Origin of the sequence: Achromobacter pulmonis (genome assembly GCF_002885955.2) — a bacterium.
Lineage (GTDB): Bacteria > Pseudomonadota > Gammaproteobacteria > Burkholderiales > Burkholderiaceae_B > Achromobacter > Achromobacter pulmonis_A.
Map to the genome: position 1 here is coordinate 330,099 of NZ_POQS01000005.1, position 20,486 is coordinate 350,584.

Sequence of the window (20,486 nt, forward strand, 5' to 3'; positions counted from 1 at the left end):
CTTGTAAAAATCCTGCGCTTACGGATAGAGGCGGGCGATTCGGGAAACTGCCCGGCGGGTGGCCGGGCAGCATCGGGACACGGGAGCCGGTTTACTTCTTGACCAGCTTGCAGGTGGACTCGGACAGCTTGGTGTAGACCTCGTCGCCCGGCAGCGTCGCCACGACCTTGTAGTAGTCCCACGGACCCTTGGATTCGGCCGGGGTCTTGACCTGCATCAGGTACATGTCGTGGATCATGCGGCCGTCTTCGCGCACATAGCCGCCCTGGGCGAAGAAGTCGTTGACCTTGTTCGACTTCATCCACTTCATGACGGCGTCGCCGTCGTCGGTGCCGGTGGCCTTGACCGCGTTCAGGTAGAAGCTGAGCGCGGAGTAGTCGCCGGCCTGCAGCATGGAAGGCTTGCGGCCGACCTTGGCCTCGAACTTCTTGGACCAGGCGCGCGAGGCGTCGGATTGATCCCAGTACCAGCCGTCGGTCAGGTACATGCCCTGCGTGGCCTGCAGGCCCAGCGCGTGCACGTCGTTGATGAAGACCAGCAGGCCGGCCATCTTCATGGTCTTGGTCACGCCGAATTCGTTGGCGGCCTTGATCGAGTTGATGGTGTCGCCGCCGGCATTGGCCAGGCCCAGGATCTGCGCCTTGGAGGCCTGCGCCTGCAGCAGGAAGGACGAGAAGTCCGACGCGCCCAGCGGCGCGCGTACCTGGCCCTTGACCTCGCCGCCGGCGGCCTTGACCACGGCAATCGTGTCGCGTTCGAGCGCATGGCCGAAGGCGTAGTCGGCGGTCAGGAAGAACCAGCTCTTGCCGCCGTCCTTCACCACGGCCGAACCGGTGCCGCGCGCCAGCGCCACGGTGTCGTAGGCATAGTGCACGGTGTAGGGCGAGCACTGGGCGTTGGTCAGGTCCGAGGCGCCCGCGCCGATGGCCATGAAGGGCTTTTTCTTTTCGGCGGCCACGCCGGCCATGGCCAGGCTGGTCGACGAGTTGGTGCCGGCGATGATGACGTCCACCTTCTGCTCGTCGAACCATTCGCGCACGCGCGCCGAGGCCACGTCGGCCTTGTTCTGGTGGTCGGCCGACACGACTTCGATCTTCTTGCCGTTGATGGCGCCGCCGGCGTCTTCGATCGCCATGCGCACGGCCTCCAGGCCGGCCTTGCCGTCGATGTCCGAATACACGCCGGACATGTCAGTGATGAAGCCGACGCGGATGACATCGTCGGAGATACCCTGCGCGTGGACGGTAGCCCCGGCAAATCCCAGGCCAGCCATGGCCAGTGCAGCAGTGATGGTGTGCAGCTTCATGGGATGACTCCTCTTTTTTTCCTACGGTGTAGTGTTGCCGGGGGTCCGGCGGATGACAGGTGTGCTTACACGCCCAGCAGTTCGTTGAGCGTGTCCTGTTTTTCTGAAAGTTCGGTGGCTTCGAAGTGTTCGACGATCTGGCCGTGCTCCATGACGTAGAAGCGGTCGGCCAGCGGCGCTGCGAAGCGGAAGTTCTGTTCCACCATGACGATGGTGTAGCCGCGCTGCTTGAGCGCCGTGATCATGCGCGCCAGCGCCTGCACGATGACGGGCGCGAGGCCTTCGGAGATCTCGTCGAGCAGCAGCAGGTTGGCGCCGGTGCGCAGGATGCGCGCGACCGCCAGCATCTGCTGTTCGCCCCCCGACAGCCGGGTGCCGGGCGAGTTGCGGCGTTCCTGGAGGTTGGGGAACATGTCGTAGATTTCGGCTAGCGACATGCCGCCGCCCAGCGAACCGACCACCGGAGGCAGCAGCAGGTTCTCTTCGCACGACAGGCTGGCGAAGATGCCGCGTTCCTCGGGGCAGTAGCCGACGCCGAGATGGGCGATCTTGTAGGTCGGCAGGTCGATGGCCTCGGTGCCGTGGATGCGCACCGAGCCCTTGCGCGAGCCGGTCAGGCCCAGGATGGCGCGCAGCGTGGTGGTGCGGCCGGCGCCGTTGCGTCCCAGCAGCGTGACCACTTCGCCCTGTCCGACGCGCATATCCACGCCGTGCAGGATATGCGATTCCCCGTACCAGGCCTGCAGGCCCGAAATTTCCAGTGCCGGGGTGCTCATGCGTGTGCTCCTTGAAGTTCGCCCTCGGTGGTGCCCATGTAGGCCTGCATCACTGCCGGATGGCGGGAGACTTCGGCGTAGGATCCTTCCGCCAGTACGGAGCCGCGCGCCAGCACGGTGATGGTGTCGGCGATGGAGGACACGACGTTCATGTTGTGCTCCACCATGAGTATGGTGCGGCCGGCGCTGACCCGCTTGATCAGCTGGGTGACGCGGTCCACGTCCTCGTGGCCCATGCCCTGCGTCGGTTCGTCCAGCAGCATCAGCTCGGGTTCCATCGCCAGCGTGGTGGCGATCTCGAGCGCGCGCTTGCGGCCGTACGGCAGGTTCACGGTGGTCTCGTCGGCGAAGGCGGCGAGGTCGACCTGTTCGAGCAGCGCGCGCGCCGGCTCGTTCAGCGAGGCCAGCTGCTTGTCGCTTTTCCAGAAATGAAAAGACAGACCGGTCTTGCGCTGCAATCCGATACGCACGTTTTCCAGCACGGTGAGGTGGGGAAACACCGCCGAGATCTGGAACGAACGGATGATGCCGCGGCGCGCGATCTGCGCGGGGCGTTCGCCGGTGATGTCGATACCGTTGAACTTGATGGTTCCCGACGTGGGAGCCAGGAACTTGGTGAGCAGGTTGAAGCATGTGGTCTTGCCCGCGCCGTTAGGCCCGATCAAGGCATGAATCTCGCCGCGCTTGATACGCAAATCGACCCCATTGACCGCGACGAAACCGCGGAATTCCTTCGTGAGGCCTTTTGTCTCCAGGATCGTGTCGTCCATGTTCGCTGCACCAGCGTTGTATTTATTGGTCTGCACCCGCCGTTATCGCGGCGGGTCCCCGCAGGGTCGGAAGACTGCCGATGTAGCGCAGTTTTCCGGTGAGTTGCCGGCGAGTATGCGCACCTATTTATCAAAATTCCATGAGGGTTTGTCATAGGTTTTGCAGTGCGGAAAGGGCAATTGTCGGCAGGCCGACAATGCATGCGCAGCAGAGGGAGATGACAGTGCTGCAAGGGAAATGCATTGCAGCAAATACGCATTGACGAACGTCAACGCGTCACATTCTTCTGAACGAGGGAAAACCCGGTTTCGCGGCGGCGCGCGCCGCTCAGGCCGGGGTCTTCTGCTTGAATTCGCAGAGGTCGGAAATGCCGCACTGGGGGCATTTGGGCTTGCGCGCCACGCACACGTAGCGGCCCAGCAGAATCAGCCAATGGTGCGCGTCCTGCATGTATTCGCGCGGCACGAATTTTTCGAGTTTGCGCTCGACTTCCAGCACGTTCTTGCCGGGCGCGATGCCGGTGCGGTTGGAGACGCGGAAGATGTGCGTGTCCACGGCCATCGTGGGCTGGCCGAACGCGGTGTTGAGCACCACGTTGGCGGTCTTGCGGCCCACGCCGGGCAAGGCTTCGAGCGCCTCGCGCGTCTGCGGCACTTCGCCGCCGTGCTGCTCCAGCAGGATTCTGCAGGTGGCGATGGCGTTCTTGGCCTTGGTGCGGTAGAGCCCGATGGTCTTGATGTAGTCCGCCAGGCCTTCCTCGCCCAGCGCCAGCACGCCTTCGGGCGTGCCGTGCTCGGGGAAGAACTTGCGCGTCGCGATGTTGACCGACTTGTCGGTGGCCTGCGCCGACAGCAGCACGGCGATCAGCAGCTGGAACGGCGTCTCGTATTCCAGCTCGGTGGTCGGGTGGGGATTGGCGGCCTGCAGGCGCGCGAAGATTTCCTGGCGTTTGGCGGCGTTCATGGCGTGGCGTTGCGGCGGGCGCGGGCGCGTGCCAGCGCGGATTCGATGGCGGAACGCTTGCGCTCCTCGTTGCCGGCGTCGGCGGGGGCGGAGGCGGGCGTTTCAGGGACCTCGGGCGCCATCAGGCGCGCGTTGTCGGCGGCCAGGCGCGCCATGCGCGCCAGATGGCGGCGATGGCGTTCGCGCCCGAGCGCGGCGTCCTCTGCGCTCCACGGCCGGCCGGCCGGCGTCATTTCGATGCAGTCTACAGGACAGGGCGCCACGCACAGGTCGCAGCCGGTGCACCAGTCGGCAAGCACGGTGTGCATCTGCTTGTTGGCGCCCACGATGGCGTCGACCGGACAGGCCTGGATGCACAGCGTACAGCCTATGCAGTGGGCTTCGTCGATGCGGGCCACCAGCAGGGGGCCGGGCTCGCCGCGCGTCGCGTCCAGCGGCAGCACGGGCACGCCGAGCAGGCCGGCCAGCGCGGCGATGCCTTCATCGCCGCCCGGCGGGCAGCGGTTGATCGGGGCGGCGCCGTCGGCGATGGCCTCGGCATACGGCCGACAGCCGTCGTAGCCGCATTTGGTGCATTGCGTCTGAGGCAGCAAGGCATCGATGCGGTCTGCAAGGGAACAACAGGACATGAGGAAGAAAGGACGCGGGATGAATCCGACTGAGGTCGGATTCATCCTGCAATCACGATTGCCGGATGAATTCGGCGATTTTAGGACAGATCATTTCGCGCCAGCGGCGGCCCGAGAAAATCCCGTAGTGGCCGCAGTTCGGCGCGGTGTAATGCATCTTGCGCTCGGCCGGGATGTTCTTGCACAGCTTGATGGCGGCGCGCGTCTGGCCCTGGCCGGAAATGTCGTCCAGTTCGCCCTCGATGGTGAAGAGCGCGACCTTCTTGATGTCGGCGGGGCGCACCGGCTTGCCGTCGACCTCCCAGGTGCCGTTGGGCAGCTGGAATTCCTGGAACACCATGCGGATCGTGTCCAGGTAGAACTCGGCCGGCATGTCCAGCACGGCGTTGTATTCGTCGTAGAAGCGGCGGTGCGCCTCGGCGTCGCTGTCGTCGCCGCGCAGCAGGTCCAGGTAGAAGTCGTAGTGCGACTTCATGTGGCGGTCCGGGTTCATGGCCATGAAGCCCGCGTGCTGCAGGAAGCCGGGGTAGACCTTGCGGCCGGCGCCCGGATAGCGCGGCGGCACCGGATGGATGACCTGGTTCTCGAACCACGAGTAAGGCTTGGTGGTGGCCAGGCGGTTGACCTGCGTGGGCGACTGGCGCGGGTCGATGGGACCGCCCATCATCACCATGCTGCGCGGCTGGCAGGGGTCGTTGGCCGAGGCCATCAGCGAAACGGCGGCCAGCACCGGCACCGTGGGCTGGCACACGGACATGACGTGCACGTCCGGGCCCAGGTGGCGGATGAAGTCCTGCACGTAGCGCACATAGTCGTTCAGGTGGAACGGGCCTGCCGACAGCGGCACCATGCGGGCGTCGATCCAGTCGGTGACGTAGATGTCATGGGCCGGCAGCAGGGCGCGCACGGTGTCGCGCAGCAGCGTGGCGTGGTGGCCCGAGAGCGGGGCCACCAGCAGGATGGTCGGATCGTCCGGGCGCGCGTGGCGGACGTCGCGGTGGAAGTGCACCAGGCGGCAGAACGGCTTGTCCATCGCCACGGATTCGGTGACGCGGACGGTCTTGCCGTCGATCTCGGTGGTGGGCAGGTTCCAGGCCGGTTTCTGGTATTCCTTGCCGATCCGGGTCATCAGCTCGTACCCGGCCGCCATCTGGCGGGAAATCGGGGTGTAGGCGAGAGGGCTGTATGGGCTGGAAAACAGTTGAGAGCCGGCGTCCGTAAATGCAGCAAACGGAGTCAGGAAGGCGCGCTGCATTTCGTGCAATTGATACAGCATTTGAAAAGGTCCTTCTGGGTCGTGCGTGTGCCCCGATTATTGCCCCGGGGATTAACGATATTTCCAGATAGCCTGAAGAAACACCGACAAAAAAAGCAAATATGTTGCTAAAAAACGACCCAATAGCGGTTATGCACCAGTGTAGGGCCGTGCGGGGACGCGGTGGCTGGGCCGTTTGGCGGAGTTATGCACTACGCCCGGGCTTACCAGTAGTTTTCCACCGCCAGGTTGCCGGGGATGCCGCGGCGGCCCGGCTTGAAGCCGCGCTCGCCCAGCAGCTTGCGGGCGTCGGCCAGCATGTCCGGATTGCCGCAGAGCATGATCTTGGCGTTCTCGGGGTCCAGCGGCTGGCCGGCCAGCTGCTCCAGGCGGCCGTCGGCGATCAGCGTGGTGAGGCGCTCCCGGGGCATGCCGGGCAGCGCCTCGCGCGTGGCGATGGGCAGGTAGACGAGCTTGTGCGGGTCCGCCGCGAACATCTCGGCCAGCGCGGGCTGCTTGCGCCAGGACTCGATTTCTTCGCGATAGGCTAGCTCGGCCGCGGTGCGCACGCCGTGGACCAGGATGATGCGGCGATAGGCGCGCCAGGCGGCCGGGTCGCGCAGGATGGACAGATAGGCCGACAGCCCGGTGCCCGAGGCCACCAGCCACAGGTCGCCGCCCGGGGCGAAGCGCTCCAGGGTCAGGAAGCCGTAGGGCGCTTTTTCGACGTACAGCGAATCGCCGGGCTGCAGCCGCGCCATGCGCGGGCTGAACAGCCCTTCGGGCACCACGATGGAATAGAACTCCAGCCAGGGCTCATGCGGCGCCGAGACCATGGAATAAGCGCGCCACAGCGTGGGCGCGCTGTCGGGCGCGTCGGCCTCGGGCAGGCCGACGCGGGCGAACTGGCCGGGCTGGAACGTAAACGCGTCGTCGCGCGTCACGCGTACGGAGAAGAGTTTTTCCGGCACCCAGGTGTGGACGTGGGTGACTGTCTGGCGCGTGTATTTGGAGTCGTCGGTCATCGGGGCATCGCGCGATGCCGGCCGTCAGGCGGCCGGCGCTCGCGGATTCATCTTTCCAGGTATTGCAGCTTGTCCTCTTTGCCGTTCCAGTCGTCGGCGTCGGGCAAGGGCTTCTTGGCACGGCTGATGCTGGCGAACTCGGGAGAGAGCTCGGCATTCAGGGCGATGAAGTTCAGTTGGTCCTGCGGCACGTCTTCTTCGGCGTAGATCGCATTGGCCGGGCACTCGGGGATGCAGACGGCGCAATCGATGCATTCGTCGGGATCGATCACCAGGAAGTTCGGACCCTCGCGAAAACAGTCCACCGGGCAGACGTCTACGCAGTCGGTGTACTTGCACTTGATACAGTTTTCGGTGACAACGTGGGTCATTAAGGAACTCCGGGATTCGGCGGCTTTGTGTCTTGTTGCGTCGATTTTACCCAATGCCGTGCCGGTGTGCCGGTAATACCCGTATTGACATCGTGGCCCATGGGCCCTTGCCCCGCGCGCTCTATGCTATGGTGTCGCGAAACGAAACGCGCAATCATGATAATCACCTCGCTGCTCGACACCGACCTGTATAAATTCAGCATGATGCAGGTGGTTCTGCACCACTTTCCGGCTGCCCAGGTCGAGTACCGTTACAAATGCCGCACGCCAGGGGTCGACCTGCGTCCCTATCTGGACGAAATCCGCGAGGAAGTGCACCAGCTGTGCCAGCTCCGGTTCACCGAAGACGAACTTAAATATCTCGGCGGCTTGCGCTTTATCAAAAGCGACTTCGTTGATTTCCTCGGCCTGTTCCACATGCCCGAGCGCTGCATCTTCATCGGCGAGGGCGAGGCGCCCGGCGAAATCAGCATCGAGGTCAAGGGCCCGTGGCTGCACACCATCCTGTTCGAGATCCCGGTGCTGGCCATCGTCAACGAGGTCTATTTCCGCAACACGCGCAAGAATCCCAACTGGGAAGAGGGCCGCAAGCGCCTGCAGTCCAAGATGCACCTGGTGCTGGACGATCCCGCGCTGGCGGACTTCCGCGTGGCCGAATACGGCACGCGCCGCCGCTTCTCCAAGGTCTGGCACGAGGAAATCGTGTCGACCATGAAGGCGCAGATGGGGCAGCATTTCGCCGGCACCAGCAACGTGCTGCTGGCCAAGCAGCACGAGGTCCTGCCGCTGGGCACCATGGGCCATGAATACCTGCAGGCCTGCCAGGCGCTGGGCCCGCGGCTGCGCGATTCGCAGGTGTTCGCGCTTGAGGTCTGGGCCAAGGAATACCGCGGCGACCTGGGCATCGCGCTGTCCGACGTCTACGGCATGGATGCCTTCCTGCGCGATTTCGACATGTATTTCTGCAAGCTGTTCGACGGCGCGCGCCACGACTCGGGCGACCCCTTCGTCTGGGGCGAGCGCCTGCTCGAACACTACCGCAAGAACCGCGTGGACCCGCGCGCCAAGACGCTGGTGTTCTCGGATTCGCTGACCTTCCCGCGCGCCATCGAGCTGGCCCGCCAGTTCTCGGGCCGCTGCAAGGTGTCCTTCGGAATCGGCACCAACCTGACCAACGACCTGGGCCACGAGCCCCTGCAGATCGTCATGAAGATGGTCCGCTGCAACGGCCAGCCCGTGGCCAAGGTGTCCGACGCGCCGGAAAAGACCATGTGCGACGATCCGGCCTACCTGGCTTATCTGCGGCAGGTGTTCCAGTTGCCTCCCGCCTAGTTTTTTGACCCAACCACTTCCTAGGGGAATATTCATGAGCAGCATCAAGCGCTTCAACGTCGACAAGCGCCTGTCGGACATGGCCGTGTACAACGGCGTCGCGTACCTGGCCGGCCAGGTGCCCGACGATGCGACGCTGGACATCACCGGCCAGACCGCCCAGGTGCTGGCCACCATCGACCGCCTGCTGGCCGAGGCCGGCACCGACAAGACCAAGATCCTGATGGCCCAGATCTACGTGGCCAACATGAAGGAATTCGACGGCATGAACAAGGCCTGGGACGCCTGGGTCGCCGCCGGCAATTCGCCCCCCCGCGCCACGGTCGAAGCCCGCCTGGCCAACCCCGACTACAAGGTCGAGATCGTCGTCACGGCGGCGCTGTAGGCGCCGTAGGATGGGTGCAGCGCGCGGATGCCCGAGCCAAGCGCTCCGCCATCAAGCGCGCGAAACCCATCAGGCGGCGCAAGCCGCCGTTTTTCTTGGCACGAAAAAATGCCGGCTTGCGCCGGCTGATGGGTTACGCGCGTTCGGCGGTTGAGTTTTTGCGCACGCATCCGCGCGCTACACCCATCCTACGTCCAACACCCCCAACACCCCCAACACCCCCAACACCCCCAACACCCCCAACACCCCCCCACTCATAACAACAGCGTCCCCGCCAGCAATCCCCCCAGTTCCTCGCATTTCGCCAGTTCCGCCGGCGCCACCATCTTGGGCGCGAGGATCTGCTGCGCCGTCTGCGCGCCCATGTTGACGATGAGCGGCGGCGCCACGGGGTTGAGCCGCCAGCCGGTGCAGATGCGTTCGGCCTGGCGGGCGGCGCCCGAGCCGTCGCTGCCGGCGCTGATCGCGCAGGCATAGGGCAGCCCCTGTATCCGGTCCAGCACCGCGTAGTAGTTGCGGTCGAAGAACTCCTTCATTTCGCCGCTCAGGCCCGCCAGGTTCTCGGGGGCGCAGAACAGATAGCCGTCGCTGGCCAGCAGCTCGTCGGCCTGCACGTCGGCCGCCCGCCGCAGCGCGACGCGCAGATCGTTCTGCTGCGCCATTTCGGCGGCGGCGGACTGCGCGCCGCGGGCGGCCGCCTCGGCCATCTGCCGGGCCGCGCCGGTGCGCGAATGCCACACGATCAGCAGCTGTTTCATGCGTAGCGTTCCAGTGGGTCCTGCCTATAGTAGGCCTTCAGCAGCGCATACCATTGCGGCAGCGCTTGCTGCATGGGGTAGGGGTCGACGAAGAAATGCTCGGAGCTGACGGCGAAGAATTCGGCCTCGTCGGTGGCGGCATACGGGTCCATCGGCAAGCGGGCGTACCAGGCGTCGGCTTCCTCGCTTTCGGGATCGACGTGCGGCGGGATGGCGGCTTCCACCGCGTCCAGGGCGGCGATGAAGCGGTCCAGGCTGTCCTCCAGCACGCGGCGCCAGGCGCGCGGCTGCAGTTCGGGGTGGGCCGCCAGCGACGGCATGCCGTCGGCGAAACCCGAGCGCAGGTCCAGCTTGTGGGCAAATTCGTGGATGACCACGTTGAAGCCGCCATCCGAGAGCTGCGTGTCTTCCCAGGACAGGACCAGCGGCCCGCCTTCCCAGGCCTCGCCGGCCGCGTCCTCGATGTATTCGTGCACCACGCCGTCCTCGTCCTGGCGCGAGCGGGGAATGCGAAAGCCCGCCGGATACACGATGATCTCGTCCCAGCCTTCGTATAGTTCCGGCGCCAGGTTCAGGATGGGCAGGCTGGCCTGGGCCGCGATCGACAGGCGCATGAAGTCGGACACCTCCAGCCCCTGCGCGCCGTTGATGTTCTTGCTGGCCAGCAGCCACGCCGAGCGCGCCAGCAGCTGGGCCGATTCGTCGGCGTTCAATACCGCCAGGAACGGGTGGGCGTCGAGCACCTCGCGCCATAGATCCGGCGCGATGCGGGCCTGCATTTCGGCGACCGCGGAGGGGCGGGCGCCGCGTCCCTTCAGCCAGCGCAACATGAGTTCGGGTTCCTTCCATATGCCGCGCGCGGCGGCGTTTTCCAGTGTCTGCAAACCCTAGTGTAGAGTGTCGGAATATCAACCTCTATCACCCATGTCCGTCATGTCCGCCCCGCCCGTATCCGACGCGCCTACGCCTTTCGACGCCGCCTGGCGCAAGGAGGCGGGAGCCGGCCTGGACGCCGACGGCCTGGCCCTGCTCGACCGGGCCGTGGCCTGGGCCGAGCCGCGCTTCGAAGGCCAGCACGCGCTGACCGGCGAGCCTCTGGCCGGCCACGGCGCCGGCGTGGTGCGGGTGCTGGCGGCGCTGCAGACCGACGCCGCGACCCGCGCGGCGGCCTTGCTGGCCGCCTTGCCCACGGACCTGATGGCGCCCGCGCCGTCCCTGCGCAACGATCCGATCGCGGCCGCCTTCGGCGCCGAGGTCGCGCGGCTGGTGCAGGGCGCCTGGGCCTTGCTGCGGCTGGGCGTGGTGGCCCGCCAGGCCAGCGACGCGGCGGCCGAGAGCGGCTCGCAGAAAGAGATGCAGCGCAAGATGCTGCTGGCCATGGCGGCCGACCTGCGCATCGTGCTGATGCGGCTGGCCTCCAGGCTGCGTTCGCTGCGCTGGCACGCGGAAAGCAAAACGCCGTGCTCGACCGCGTTCGCGCGTGAAACCCTGGACCTGTACGCGCCGCTGGCCAACCGCCTGGGCATCTGGCAGATCAAGTGGGAAATGGAAGACCTGGCGTTCCGCTTCCTGGAGCCGGAGAAGTACAAGCAGATCGCCCGCCTGCTCGAAGAAAAGCGGGTCGAGCGCGAGGCCTTCATCGCCGGCGCCATCGAGCGCCTGCAGGCGGCGCTGGCCAAGAGCGGCGTGCAGGCCGAGGTCAGCGGCCGGCCCAAGCACATCTACAGCATCTGGAACAAGATGCGCATCAAGCGCCTGGACTTTTCCCAGATGTACGACCTGCGCGCGCTGCGCATCATCGTCGACGACGTGCGCGCCTGTTATACGGCGCTGGGCATGGTGCACGAGATGTGGACGCCGATCTCCGAGGAGTTCGACGACTACATTTCGCGGCCCAAGCCCAACGGCTACCGCTCGCTGCACACGGTGGTGGCCGATGACGACGGCCGTCCGTTCGAGGTGCAGATCCGCACCCGCGAGATGCACCAGTTCGCCGAATACGGCATGGCCGCGCACTGGCGCTACAAAGAAGCCGGCGCCAAGGGCGGCCAGGTGGCGGCCTCCAGCGAATACGACCGCCAGCTGGCGTGGATGCGCCAGCTGCTGGCCTGGAACGCCGACGTCGAGGGCGGCGAGCCGGCCGCGCCGGCGGCCAAGCCCGCCTCGGGCAAGGGCCGCCACGCGGCGGCGGCGCCCGCGCATACCGACGAGCGCATCTATGTGTTGACGCCGCAGGCCCGCGTGATCGAACTGCCCGCCGGCGCCACGCCGGTGGACTTCGCCTATCACCTGCACACCGACCTGGGCCACCGCTGCCGCGGCGCGCGCGTGGACGGGCAGATGGTGCCGCTGCAGACGCGGCTGTCCACCGGCCAGACCGTGGAAATCATTTCCGCCAAGTCCGGCGGCCCGTCGCGCGACTGGCTCAATCCCCAGCTGGGGTTCCTGGCCAGCCCGCGCGCCCGCGCCAAGGTGCGGATGTGGTTCAACGCCATCGAGCTGCAGCAGCGCATCACCCAGGGCCAGGCGCTGGTCGAAAAGGAACTGCAGCGGCTGGGCAAGACCGCCGTCAACCTCGAACAGCTGGCGCAGAACCTGGGCTTCGCCCGCGCCGACGACCTGTACGTGGCGGCTGCCAAGGAAGAGTTCAGCCTGCGCCAGATCGACACGCTGTTCCAGCAGCCTGCGCCCGCGGCCGAGCCGCAGCCCGCCGCATTGCGCCACGCCAGCGCGGGCAGCGCCGAGAAAAGCGGCAAGAGCGGGGTGCTGGTGGTGGGCGTGGGATCGCTGCTGACCCAGCTTGCGCGCTGCTGCCGCCCGGCGCCGCCGGACGCCATCGCCGGCTTCGTCACGCGCGGGCGCGGCGTGTCCATCCACCGCTGCGACTGCCACAGCTACCAGGCCCTGGCCGCGCGCGAGCCCGAGCGCGTCATCGAAGTGGCGTGGGGCGAGACCTCCGACACCTTCTATCCGGTGGACATCAGCGTGCGCGCGCACGACCGTTCCGGCCTGCTGCGCGACCTGTCCGAAGTCTTCGCCCGCCTGCGCCTGAACGTGGTGGGCGTGAACACGCAGAGCCGGCAGTCGCTGGCCCATATGGTGTTCACGGTGGAGGTGCGCGGCGGGGAATCGCTGTCGCGCGCGCTGGACGCGCTGGCCGAAGTGCCCGGGGTGTCCTCGGCCGTGCGCCGCTAGCGGCCCGCGGCGCGCGACGCCGCGGGCTGGCGGGGCCGCTTCAGTGGTCGAGCGCGTCGTGGGCGCGTTCGCGCATGTAGAACGCGGCGACCAGGCCCAGGGCCACGCCGAACATGACGTAGTAGGCCGGCGCCATCGGCGAGCCGGTGGTCTTGATCAGCCAGGTCACGATGAACTGGGCGAAGCCGCCGAAGATCATCACGGCCACGTTATAGGCCAGCGACAGGCCCACCGAACGCACGCGCGCCGGGAACAGCTCGGCCATGACCGTGCTGAACACGCCGAAGAAGGCCGACACGAACAGGCAGACCACCACCTGCACGGTCAGCAGGCGCGCGATCGAGGGCGCGTCCGACAGCCAGTGGTACAGCGGATACAGCACCAGCAGGTAGCCGATCAGCGAGCCGATCACGATGGGACGGCGGCCGACGCGGTCGGACCAGGCGCCCATGAACGGCGTGAGCAGCACCATCAGCGCCGCGCCCGCCATCTGCACCAGGAAGGTCTGGTTCAGCGGCAGTTTCAGGATCTGGGTGGAGTAGGTCACCAGGTAGGTGAAGGTGATGTAGATGGAAACGGTGGCGGTCACCACCAGGCCCACGCCGATCAGGGTTTCGCGGGTATGCGTCTTCAGCATCTGGCCCAGGGTCAGGCGCTGCACGTCGCCGCGCGCGGCGGCCTGGCGCTCTTCTTCCTTGATCTGCTTGAAGGCGTCGGTTTCGTCGACGTTGCGGCGGATATAGATGGCGATCGGCACGATGACCAGGCCGAAGGCGAAGGGCAGGCGCCAGGCCCAGTCGGCGATCTGCTCGGGCGTGAAGAACTCGGTGATGAGCGTGCCGCAGGCCGCGCCGATCAGCAGCGCCAGCATCTGGCCGGCCATCTGCCACGAGCCGTAGAAGCCGCGGCGGCCGTTGGGCGCCATTTCGATCAGCAGCGCCGTCGACGTGCCGAACTCGCCGCCCGCCGAGAAGCCCTGCAGCAGGCGCGCGATCAGGATGAAGATCGGCGCCAGGATGCCGGCGGCATGGTAGGTGGGGGCGACGGTGATCAGCGCGATGGACACGGCCATCAGCGAGGTGACCAGCACCATGGCCGCCTTGCGGCCCTTTTTGTCGCCGTACAGGCCCAGGATGATGCCGCCCACCGGGCGCATGAAGAAACCGACGCCGAAAATGGCCGTGGTCATCAGGATGGCGTTGAGCTCGCTGCCGGGCACGCTCGGGTCGGTGGGGAAAAAGAGCTTCGAGATGATCGGCGTCATGAAGGCGAACACCAGGAAGTCATACCATTCCAGGGCGTTGCCGATTACCGCCGCCACGATGTTGCGCGTGGGAACTGCCTTGTGCTGCACGATGTCTCCTCAGGGGGATGTTTGCTGATTCCGGGCGACATTCTAGTGCCCTGTCCGGCCGGCGCCTCCGGACGGGGGGCCGAGACGCGCGCGCCGGCTGGCTTTACACTTCTCTTTTTCCCCCACGAGAGTAGTGACATGAACGCGCGCACCTGGCTGGAAACGCTGGTCGGTTTCGACACCACCAGCCGCAATTCCAATCTTGCCCTGATCGAAACCGTCCGCGATTGGCTCAAGGGCCAGGGCGTCGACGCGTGGCTGGCGCACAATCCGGAGCGCACCAAGGCCAACCTGTTCGCCACCCTGCCGGCGCAGGACGGCGGCCAGCAGGGCGGCATCGTGCTGTCGGGCCACACCGACGTGGTGCCGGTCGACGGCCAGGACTGGAGCACCGATCCGTTCAAGCTGGTGGAAAAGGACGGCCTGCTGTATGGCCGCGGCGCCTGCGACATGAAGGGCTTCATCGCCGGCTCGCTGGCGCTGGTGCCGGAATTTCTGGCCATGCCGCGCAAGAAGCCGATCCACCTGGCCTTTTCCTATGACGAGGAAGTCGGCTGCGCGGGCGCGCCCTACATGCTGGCCGACCTGCACGACCGCGGCATCCGGCCGGAAGGCTGCGTGGTGGGCGAGCCCACCGGCATGCAGGTGGTGGTGGCGCACAAGGGCATCAACCTGTTTCGCTGCAAGGTGCACGGCAAGGCGGCGCACTCGTCGCTGACCCCGCGCGGCTGTAACGCCATCGAATACGCCGCCCGCCTGATCTGCCGCATCCGCGACCTGGCCGACAGCTTCAAGGCCCAGGGTCCGTACGACCAGTTCTACGACGTGCCGTTCTCCACCATGACCACCAACCAGATCCAGGGCGGCATCGCGGTCAACACCATTCCCGAATCCTGCGAGTTCAGCTATGAATTCCGCAACCTGCCGGGCATGCAGCCGGACGCCATCCAGGCCGAGGTCGAGAAGTACGTGCGCGAGGAACTGCTGCCGCGCATGAAGGCCGAGTTCGAGGGCGCCAGCATCGAGATCGAGACCGGCGCGGCCGCCCCGGCGCTGGAAGCCTCGGAAGAGGCCGCCATCACCCAGCTGGTGCGCGCCCTGACCGAAGACCGCGCCACGCGCAAGGTGGCCTACGGCACCGAGGCCGGCCTGTTCCAGGGCATTGGCATCCCGACGGTGGTCTGCGGCCCCGGCCACATCGAACAGGCCCACAAGCCCGACGAATACGTGGCGCTGGACCAGCTCGCGTCCTGCGAAACCTTCCTGCGCCGCCTCGGGCAGTCGCTCTGACGCCGCCGCGGCGGTTTCCAGGCCCGGGCGCGGCCGCGCCCGGGCGGCTGCCGCGTCAGGTAAAATGCCGGGTTGCAAACTGGATTTGCGGCCGGTAATGGCCTGCCGCGATGCCGGGGGAGATGCTAGTTGAAACCTTACGACTTTCCGGATGCCCAGGGCCATTTCGGCCCCTACGGCGGCGTTTTCGTGGCGGAAACGCTGATGCACGCGCTCGACGAGCTGCGCGCGGCCTACGACCGTTATCGTGTCGACCCCGCCTTCCTGGAAGAGTTCAATTATGAACTCAAGCATTTCGTCGGCCGGCCCAGCCCGGTCTACCATGCCCGCCGCTGGTCCGAACAGCTAGGCGGCGCCCAGATCTGGTTCAAGCGCGAAGACCTGAACCACACCGGCGCCCACAAGGTGAACAACTGCATCGGCCAGGCCCTGCTGGCCAAGCGCATGGGCAAGCCGCGCGTCATCGCCGAGACCGGCGCCGGCCAGCACGGCGTGGCCACCGCCACGGTGGCGGCCCGCTACGGCATGGAATGCGTGGTCTACATGGGCAGCGAAGACGTGCGCCGCCAGGCCTCCAACGTCTACCGCATGAAGCTGCTGGGCGCCACGGTGGTGCCGGTCACGTCGGGCTCGCGCACCCTCAAGGACGCGCTCAACGAAGCCATGCGCGACTGGGTCACCAACATCGAGAACACGTTCTACATCATCGGCACGGTGGCCGGGCCCGACCCGTACCCCCGCATGGTGCGCGATTTCCAGACCGTGATCGGCAACGAATGCCTGACCCAGATGCCCGAAGCCATCGGCCGCCAGCCCGACTACGTCGTGGCGGCGGTGGGCGGCGGCTCCAACGCCATGGGCATCTTCCATCCCTACATCCCGTACGAAAACGTGCGCCTGATCGGCGTCGAGGCGGCGGGCGAGGGCATGGACACCGGGCGCCACGCCGCCTCGCTGGCGGCCGGCCACGTGGGCGTGCTGCACGGCAACCGCACCTACGTCATGCAGGACGCAGACGGCCAGGTACAGGAAACCCATTCCGTCTCGGCCGGCCTGGACTATCCCGGCGTCGGCCCCGAGCATGCCTGGCTGAAGGACTCCGGCCGCGCCGAATACGTGGGCATCACCGACGACGAGGCCCTCAAGGCTTTCCACGACTGCTGCCGGATCGAAGGCATCATGCCGGCGCTGGAGTCCTCGCACGCCATCGCCCAGGCGGTGAAAATGGCGCCCACGCTGGGCCGTGACGCCGTCATCCTGGTCAATTTGTCGGGCCGTGGCGACAAAGACATGCATACCGTCGCCGAGAAGGCCGGTATCGAGCTGTAAGGGTTCCGACCATGGCAACTCGCAACGACCGCATCGCCGCCGCCTTCGCGCGCACCGCCGAATCCGGCCGCGCCGCGGCGCTGATCCCGTACATCGCCGCGGGCGATCCCTCGCCGGCGGCCACGGTGCTCCTGATGCACGCGCTGGTCGAGGCCGGCGCCGACGTCATCGAGCTGGGCGTGCCGTTCTCGGACCCCATGGCCGACGGCCCCGTCATCCAGCGTGCCGCCGACCGCGCCATCGCGCAGGGCGTGGGCCTGGCCCGCGTGCTGGAAATGGTGGCCGAGTTCCGCCAGCGCGACGCCGACACGCCGGTGGTGCTGATGGGCTACGCCAACCCGATCGAACGCATGGGCCAGGACCGCTTCGCGCAGGACGCCGCCCGCGCCGGCGTGGACGGCGTGCTGGTGGTGGACTATCCGCCCGAGGAAGTGGTGGAGTTCGCCGCCACGCTGGGGCAGCAGGGCATCGCGCCGATCTTCCTGCTGGCGCCCACCTCCACCGAGGAACGCATCAAGGCCGTGGCCCAGGTGGCCCGCGGCTACGTCTATTACGTGTCGCTCAAGGGCGTGACCGGCGCCGGCTCGCTCAACACCGATGACGTGGCCGAGCGCGTGGCCCTGATCCGCCGCCACGTGCGCGACATCCCGGTCGGCGTGGGCTTCGGCATCCGCGACGCCGAGAGCGCCCAGCGCGTGGCGCGCGCCGCCGACGCGGTGGTCATCGGCAGCAAACTGATAGAAACCATGGAGCAGGCGGCGGCGGATGCCCCGGCTGCGCAAAAGAACGATGCCGCCGTCGCCGCCGCCAGCGGCTGGCTGCGCACGATCCGGCAGGCGCTGGATCAAGTGAAACGAGCAAACGCGTCGGCCTGACAGCGCGGGCGCGACCTCATACGGGATGAAAAATCAATGAGCTGGATCGAAAAACTCCTGCCTCCTCGCATCAATAAAACCAGCGACAGCGGCGCCCGCCGCGTTCCCGAAGGCCTATGGGTGAAATGCCCGTCGTGCGAGTCGGTGCTGTACAGCGAAGACCTGGCGGCCAACCTGCACGTCTGCCCCAAGTGCGACCATCACATGCGCATCGGGGCCCGCGCCCGCATCGATTCGCTGCTCGACGTGGAAGGCCGGGTCGAGATCGGCCAGACCACGCGTTCGGTCGACTCGCTGAAGTTCAAGGACACGCGCAAGTATCCCGAGCGCCTCCAGGAAGCGGTCAAGCAGACCGGCGAAAGCGACGCGCTGGTGGTCATGAGCGGCTCGATCCGCGGCGTGCCGGCGACGCTGGCCTGCTTCGAATTCGAATTCATGGGCGGCTCGATGGGCTCGGTGGTGGGCGAGCGCTTCGCGCGCGGCGCCCAGGCCGCCCTGGACAACAAGACCTCCTTCATCTGCGTGGCCGCCTCGGGCGGCGCGCGCATGCAGGAAAGCCTGCTGTCGCTGATGCAGATGGCCAAGACCAACGCCATGCTGACCCGCCTGTCGGCGGCCGGGCTGCCCTTCATCAGCGTGCTGACCGACCCCACCATGGGCGGCGTGTCGGCCAGCTTCGCCTTCATGGGCGACGTGGTCATCGCCGAACCCAAGGCGCTGATCGGCTTTGCCGGCCCGCGCGTGATCGAGCAGACCGTGCGCGAAAAACTGCCGGAAGGCTTCCAGCGCGCCGAATTCCTGCTGCAGAAGGGCGCCATCGACATGGTCGTGGACCGCCGCCAGCTGCGCGAGGAAATCGCGCGCCTGCTGGCGCTGCTGACCAACCAGCCGGCCGACGTGGTCACCGCCTGAAGCGCGCGAGCGCTCAAGCCAGATGCCGCCGGCGCCCCAGGGCGCCGGCGGCTTTTTTGCATTCAGGACGGGCACGCCGCTTGCTGAGCGGCTAGCCGTTTTTGCGGAACAGTGTTTTCCATTCGCGATGTTGCCGCCGAGCGACAAAAATTACACGGTTTGGTCTGGTTTTTGCTATGTTGCAACCTAGAGTTGAAATAGACGGAGTTATTCCAATGCAGTCCACCAAGAACAAGATGCTTGCAGGCCTGGCCGGACTGGCCCTGGCGGCCACCGCGACCTTCGCGAATGCTCAATCGTCCGAAGGCACCCAGGGCGGAGTGAGCATGCATTACGGCATTGGAGACCATTACCAGCGCCTGACCCTCAACTACGAAACGCCTTCGGTCTGGACCCACCAGTTCGGCGGCAACTGGGGCCGCCTGGACCTGACGCCGGAATTCGGCGCCTCGTACTGGTGGGCCGACGGTTCGCGCTCGCCGGGCCACGTGTGGCAGTTCAACGCCATCCCGATGTTCCGCTGGTGGACCGGCGAACGCTTCTACATCGAAGCCGGCATCGGCGCCACGCTGTTTTCCAGCACCCGCTTCGCCGACGAGAACATCAGCACGGCCTTCCAGTTCGGCGACCACGTCGGCCTGGGCTTCCTGCTGACGCCGAACAACCGCATCGGCCTGCGCTATTCGCACTTCTCGAACGCCAGCATCAAGCGCCCGAACCCGGGCCTGGACGTGGTGCAGCTGACCTACACCTACCAGTTCTGAGCGGTAAGCGCTTCTCGAAAAATCCACCCGGCCGGGTGGATTTTTTTTGCCTGCGCGCGGCGCTGAAACCATAAAAATATTGTGCTTTGAAGGCGCATCCAGATGCTTGTACCGATGGGGTGCGATGGCCACAATGGCCTGGCATCGCCCGCCTCGACGCGGGCGGCCAACGGAGACAAAACCATGAAAAAACCCTGTACGACCGCGCGCCGGATGGCGCGCGGGCTCGGCGCCGTCGGCCTGGCCGCGGCGCTGCTGGGCGCCTCGGGCGCCGCGCTGGCCGAGGCGTTTCCCAGCAAGCCCTTGCGGATGGTGGTGGGCTTCGCGCCCGGCGGCGGCGCCGACATCGTGGCGCGCCTGATCGGCGCCAAAATGGCCGAGAACCTCGGGCAGCAGGTGGTGGTGGAGAACCGCGCCGGCGCCACCGGCACCATCGCCGCCGACAACGTGGCGCGTTCGCCGGCCGACGGCTATTCGCTGTTCCTGGGTTCGCAGTCCACCATGGTGGTCGCGCCCTCGCTGTTTCCGACGCTGCCGTTCAAGCCCGAGAAAGACTTCGCGCCGGTGTCGCAGGTGGTGACCATGCCCCTGATCCTGGTGGTCAATCCGGCCCTGGCCGACGTCGGCACGGCGCAGGAACTGGCCGACTACATCCGCAAGCGCGGCGACGCGGCGGTCAGCTACGCCTCGTCCGGCCAGGGCGGCCCGCAGCACATCGCCGGCGAGCTGTACGCGCACATGGTGGGCGCCAAGGTGACCCACGTGCCGTACAAGGGCGAATCGGCGGCCATCGCCGACGTGCTGGGCGGGCACGTGCCGTACATGTTCGCCAACCTGCCCGTGGCGCTGCCCCATATCGCCTCGGGCAAGCTGCGCCCGCTGGCCATCACCAGCCTGAAACGCGATCCCAAGGCCCCCGGCATCCCGACGCTGGCCGAGTCCGGCTTCAAGGACTTCGAGGTCTCGACCTGGTACGGCGTGTTCGCGCCGGCCGCCACGCCGCGGCCCGTGGTCGACAGGCTGTCGCAATCCATCCGCGCCGCGCTGGACCAGGGCGACACGCAGGCCCGGCTGAGCGAACAGGGCTTCACCGTGGTGGGCAGCGACGCCGAGGCCTTCAGCCGCTTCGTGGGCGCGGAACTGCCGCGCTGGTCCGTGGTGATCCGCGACATCGGCATCAAGCCGGAATAGCCGCC

At 66.7% G+C, this 20,486-nt stretch carries 20 protein-coding genes; 9 read left to right on the plus strand and 11 right to left on the minus strand.

Annotation, left to right across the window (positions count from 1 at the left end; genetic code table 11):
* Positions 1 to 91: 91 nt before the first annotated feature.
* From C1I89_RS20395 to fdxA, 8 genes are all read right to left on the minus strand, one after another.
* Positions 92 to 1,306 carry an ABC transporter substrate-binding protein gene (locus tag C1I89_RS20395; RefSeq protein WP_102774388.1) on the minus strand — a complete coding sequence of 405 codons (1,215 nt, stop codon included), beginning with the start codon at positions 1,304 to 1,306 and terminating at the stop codon, positions 92 to 94.
* A gap of 65 nt (positions 1,307 to 1,371) precedes the next feature.
* The gene (locus C1I89_RS20400) at positions 1,372 to 2,082 is read right to left on the minus strand and encodes an ABC transporter ATP-binding protein (RefSeq protein ID WP_102774389.1); all 711 of its coding nucleotides are present in this window, start codon (positions 2,080 to 2,082) and stop codon (positions 1,372 to 1,374) included.
* The gene (locus tag C1I89_RS20405) at positions 2,079 to 2,852 is read right to left on the minus strand and encodes an ABC transporter ATP-binding protein (protein WP_102774390.1); all 774 of its coding nucleotides are present in this window, start codon (positions 2,850 to 2,852) and stop codon (positions 2,079 to 2,081) included. Before C1I89_RS20405 ends, C1I89_RS20400 begins: the two co-directional genes overlap by 4 nt.
* Positions 2,853 to 3,180: 328 nt before the next feature.
* Entirely contained in the window at positions 3,181 to 3,816 is a 636-nt protein-coding gene (nth, locus tag C1I89_RS20410) for an endonuclease III (protein WP_102774391.1), read from the minus strand.
* Positions 3,813 to 4,445 carry an electron transport complex subunit RsxB gene (rsxB, locus tag C1I89_RS20415; protein ID WP_102774553.1) on the minus strand — a complete coding sequence of 211 codons (633 nt, stop codon included), beginning with the start codon at positions 4,443 to 4,445 and terminating at the stop codon, positions 3,813 to 3,815. Before rsxB ends, nth begins: the two co-directional genes overlap by 4 nt.
* A 52-nt stretch (positions 4,446 to 4,497) precedes the next feature.
* Positions 4,498 to 5,721 (minus strand): polyhydroxyalkanoate depolymerase, encoded by a 1,224-nt coding sequence (locus C1I89_RS20420; protein ID WP_102774392.1) that lies wholly within the window; start codon positions 5,719 to 5,721, stop codon positions 4,498 to 4,500.
* Positions 5,722 to 5,924: 203 nt separating this feature from the next.
* Positions 5,925 to 6,725 (minus strand): ferredoxin--NADP reductase, encoded by an 801-nt coding sequence (locus C1I89_RS20425; RefSeq protein ID WP_102774393.1) that lies wholly within the window; start codon positions 6,723 to 6,725, stop codon positions 5,925 to 5,927.
* A gap of 47 nt (positions 6,726 to 6,772) precedes the next feature.
* Entirely contained in the window at positions 6,773 to 7,096 is a 324-nt protein-coding gene (gene fdxA, locus C1I89_RS20430) for a ferredoxin FdxA (protein ID WP_102774394.1), read from the minus strand.
* A gap of 156 nt (positions 7,097 to 7,252) precedes the next feature.
* Here fdxA and pncB point away from each other — a divergent pair, with 156 nt between their 5' ends.
* Both pncB and C1I89_RS20440 read left to right on the plus strand, forming a co-directional pair.
* The gene (gene pncB, locus C1I89_RS20435; protein WP_102774395.1) at positions 7,253 to 8,428 is read left to right on the plus strand and encodes a nicotinate phosphoribosyltransferase; all 1,176 of its coding nucleotides are present in this window, start codon (positions 7,253 to 7,255) and stop codon (positions 8,426 to 8,428) included.
* A 34-nt stretch (positions 8,429 to 8,462) separates the two neighbouring features.
* Entirely contained in the window at positions 8,463 to 8,813 is a 351-nt protein-coding gene (locus C1I89_RS20440; RefSeq protein ID WP_102774396.1) for a RidA family protein, read from the plus strand.
* Positions 8,814 to 9,067: 254 nt separating this feature from the next.
* Here the strand turns inward: C1I89_RS20440 and C1I89_RS20445 are convergent, their stop codons facing one another.
* Both C1I89_RS20445 and C1I89_RS20450 read right to left on the minus strand, forming a co-directional pair.
* A complete protein-coding gene (locus C1I89_RS20445; protein ID WP_102774397.1) occupies positions 9,068 to 9,571 on the minus strand; it encodes an NAD(P)H-dependent oxidoreductase in 504 nt (167 codons plus the stop codon).
* On the minus strand, positions 9,568 to 10,401 hold the full coding sequence (locus tag C1I89_RS20450) for a zinc-dependent peptidase (RefSeq protein WP_102774554.1): 834 nt from the start codon (positions 10,399 to 10,401) through the stop codon (positions 9,568 to 9,570). Before C1I89_RS20450 ends, C1I89_RS20445 begins: the two co-directional genes overlap by 4 nt.
* A 103-nt stretch (positions 10,402 to 10,504) precedes the next feature.
* Here C1I89_RS20450 and C1I89_RS20455 point away from each other — a divergent pair, with 103 nt between their 5' ends.
* Positions 10,505 to 12,766: a RelA/SpoT family protein gene (locus C1I89_RS20455; protein WP_102774555.1), complete on the plus strand. Its 2,262-nt coding sequence runs from the start codon at positions 10,505 to 10,507 to the stop codon at positions 12,764 to 12,766.
* A gap of 40 nt (positions 12,767 to 12,806) precedes the next feature.
* On the opposite strand, the gene C1I89_RS20460 is transcribed toward C1I89_RS20455, so the two are convergent.
* Entirely contained in the window at positions 12,807 to 14,120 is a 1,314-nt protein-coding gene (locus C1I89_RS20460; RefSeq protein WP_102774398.1) for an MFS transporter, read from the minus strand.
* 138 nt (positions 14,121 to 14,258) lie between these two features.
* Here C1I89_RS20460 and argE point away from each other — a divergent pair, with 138 nt between their 5' ends.
* The 6 genes from argE (at position 14,259) to C1I89_RS20490 (ending at position 20,481) form a co-directional block, all read left to right on the plus strand.
* Positions 14,259 to 15,410: an acetylornithine deacetylase gene (gene argE, locus C1I89_RS20465; protein WP_102774399.1), complete on the plus strand. Its 1,152-nt coding sequence runs from the start codon at positions 14,259 to 14,261 to the stop codon at positions 15,408 to 15,410.
* Positions 15,411 to 15,539: 129 nt separating this feature from the next.
* Entirely contained in the window at positions 15,540 to 16,739 is a 1,200-nt protein-coding gene (gene trpB / locus C1I89_RS20470; protein ID WP_102774400.1) for a tryptophan synthase subunit beta, read from the plus strand.
* 11 nt (positions 16,740 to 16,750) lie between these two features.
* Positions 16,751 to 17,614, plus strand: a complete 864-nt coding sequence (gene trpA / locus C1I89_RS20475; protein ID WP_102774401.1) for a tryptophan synthase subunit alpha — start codon at positions 16,751 to 16,753, stop codon at positions 17,612 to 17,614.
* Between the two features lie 36 nt (positions 17,615 to 17,650).
* Positions 17,651 to 18,526 (plus strand): acetyl-CoA carboxylase, carboxyltransferase subunit beta, encoded by an 876-nt coding sequence (gene accD / locus C1I89_RS20480; protein WP_102774402.1) that lies wholly within the window; start codon positions 17,651 to 17,653, stop codon positions 18,524 to 18,526.
* Between the two features lie 215 nt (positions 18,527 to 18,741).
* A complete protein-coding gene (locus C1I89_RS20485) occupies positions 18,742 to 19,290 on the plus strand; it encodes an acyloxyacyl hydrolase (RefSeq protein WP_102774403.1) in 549 nt (182 codons plus the stop codon).
* A 183-nt stretch (positions 19,291 to 19,473) separates the two neighbouring features.
* Entirely contained in the window at positions 19,474 to 20,481 is a 1,008-nt protein-coding gene (locus C1I89_RS20490) for a Bug family tripartite tricarboxylate transporter substrate binding protein (protein WP_102774404.1), read from the plus strand.
* The last annotated feature ends 5 nt before the right edge of the window (positions 20,482 to 20,486 follow it).

What these genes read in the sequence shown, in the direction of transcription:
- pncB (WP_102774395.1), top strand. Translation starts at nt 7,253, where the DNA reads ATGATAATCACCTCGCTGCTCGACACCGACCTGTATAAATTCAGCATG.
- C1I89_RS20400 (WP_102774389.1), bottom strand. Translation starts at nt 2,082, where the DNA reads ATGAGCACCCCGGCACTGGAAATTTCGGGCCTGCAGGCCTGGTACGGG.
- C1I89_RS20405 (WP_102774390.1), bottom strand. Translation starts at nt 2,852, where the DNA reads ATGGACGACACGATCCTGGAGACAAAAGGCCTCACGAAGGAATTCCGC.
- C1I89_RS20445 (WP_102774397.1), bottom strand. Translation starts at nt 9,571, where the DNA reads ATGAAACAGCTGCTGATCGTGTGGCATTCGCGCACCGGCGCGGCCCGG.
- accD (WP_102774402.1), top strand. Translation starts at nt 17,651, where the DNA reads ATGAGCTGGATCGAAAAACTCCTGCCTCCTCGCATCAATAAAACCAGC.
- C1I89_RS20455 (WP_102774555.1), top strand. Translation starts at nt 10,505, where the DNA reads ATGTCCGCCCCGCCCGTATCCGACGCGCCTACGCCTTTCGACGCCGCC.
- fdxA (WP_102774394.1), bottom strand. Translation starts at nt 7,096, where the DNA reads ATGACCCACGTTGTCACCGAAAACTGTATCAAGTGCAAGTACACCGAC.
- C1I89_RS20490 (WP_102774404.1), top strand. Translation starts at nt 19,474, where the DNA reads ATGAAAAAACCCTGTACGACCGCGCGCCGGATGGCGCGCGGGCTCGGC.
- C1I89_RS20425 (WP_102774393.1), bottom strand. Translation starts at nt 6,725, where the DNA reads ATGACCGACGACTCCAAATACACGCGCCAGACAGTCACCCACGTCCAC.
- C1I89_RS20485 (WP_102774403.1), top strand. Translation starts at nt 18,742, where the DNA reads ATGCAGTCCACCAAGAACAAGATGCTTGCAGGCCTGGCCGGACTGGCC.
- trpA (WP_102774401.1), top strand. Translation starts at nt 16,751, where the DNA reads ATGGCAACTCGCAACGACCGCATCGCCGCCGCCTTCGCGCGCACCGCC.
- C1I89_RS20450 (WP_102774554.1), bottom strand. Translation starts at nt 10,401, where the DNA reads ATGTTGCGCTGGCTGAAGGGACGCGGCGCCCGCCCCTCCGCGGTCGCC.
- argE (WP_102774399.1), top strand. Translation starts at nt 14,259, where the DNA reads ATGAACGCGCGCACCTGGCTGGAAACGCTGGTCGGTTTCGACACCACC.
- nth (WP_102774391.1), bottom strand. Translation starts at nt 3,816, where the DNA reads ATGAACGCCGCCAAACGCCAGGAAATCTTCGCGCGCCTGCAGGCCGCC.
- C1I89_RS20440 (WP_102774396.1), top strand. Translation starts at nt 8,463, where the DNA reads ATGAGCAGCATCAAGCGCTTCAACGTCGACAAGCGCCTGTCGGACATG.
- C1I89_RS20420 (WP_102774392.1), bottom strand. Translation starts at nt 5,721, where the DNA reads ATGCTGTATCAATTGCACGAAATGCAGCGCGCCTTCCTGACTCCGTTT.
- rsxB (WP_102774553.1), bottom strand. Translation starts at nt 4,445, where the DNA reads ATGTCCTGTTGTTCCCTTGCAGACCGCATCGATGCCTTGCTGCCTCAG.
- C1I89_RS20395 (WP_102774388.1), bottom strand. Translation starts at nt 1,306, where the DNA reads ATGAAGCTGCACACCATCACTGCTGCACTGGCCATGGCTGGCCTGGGA.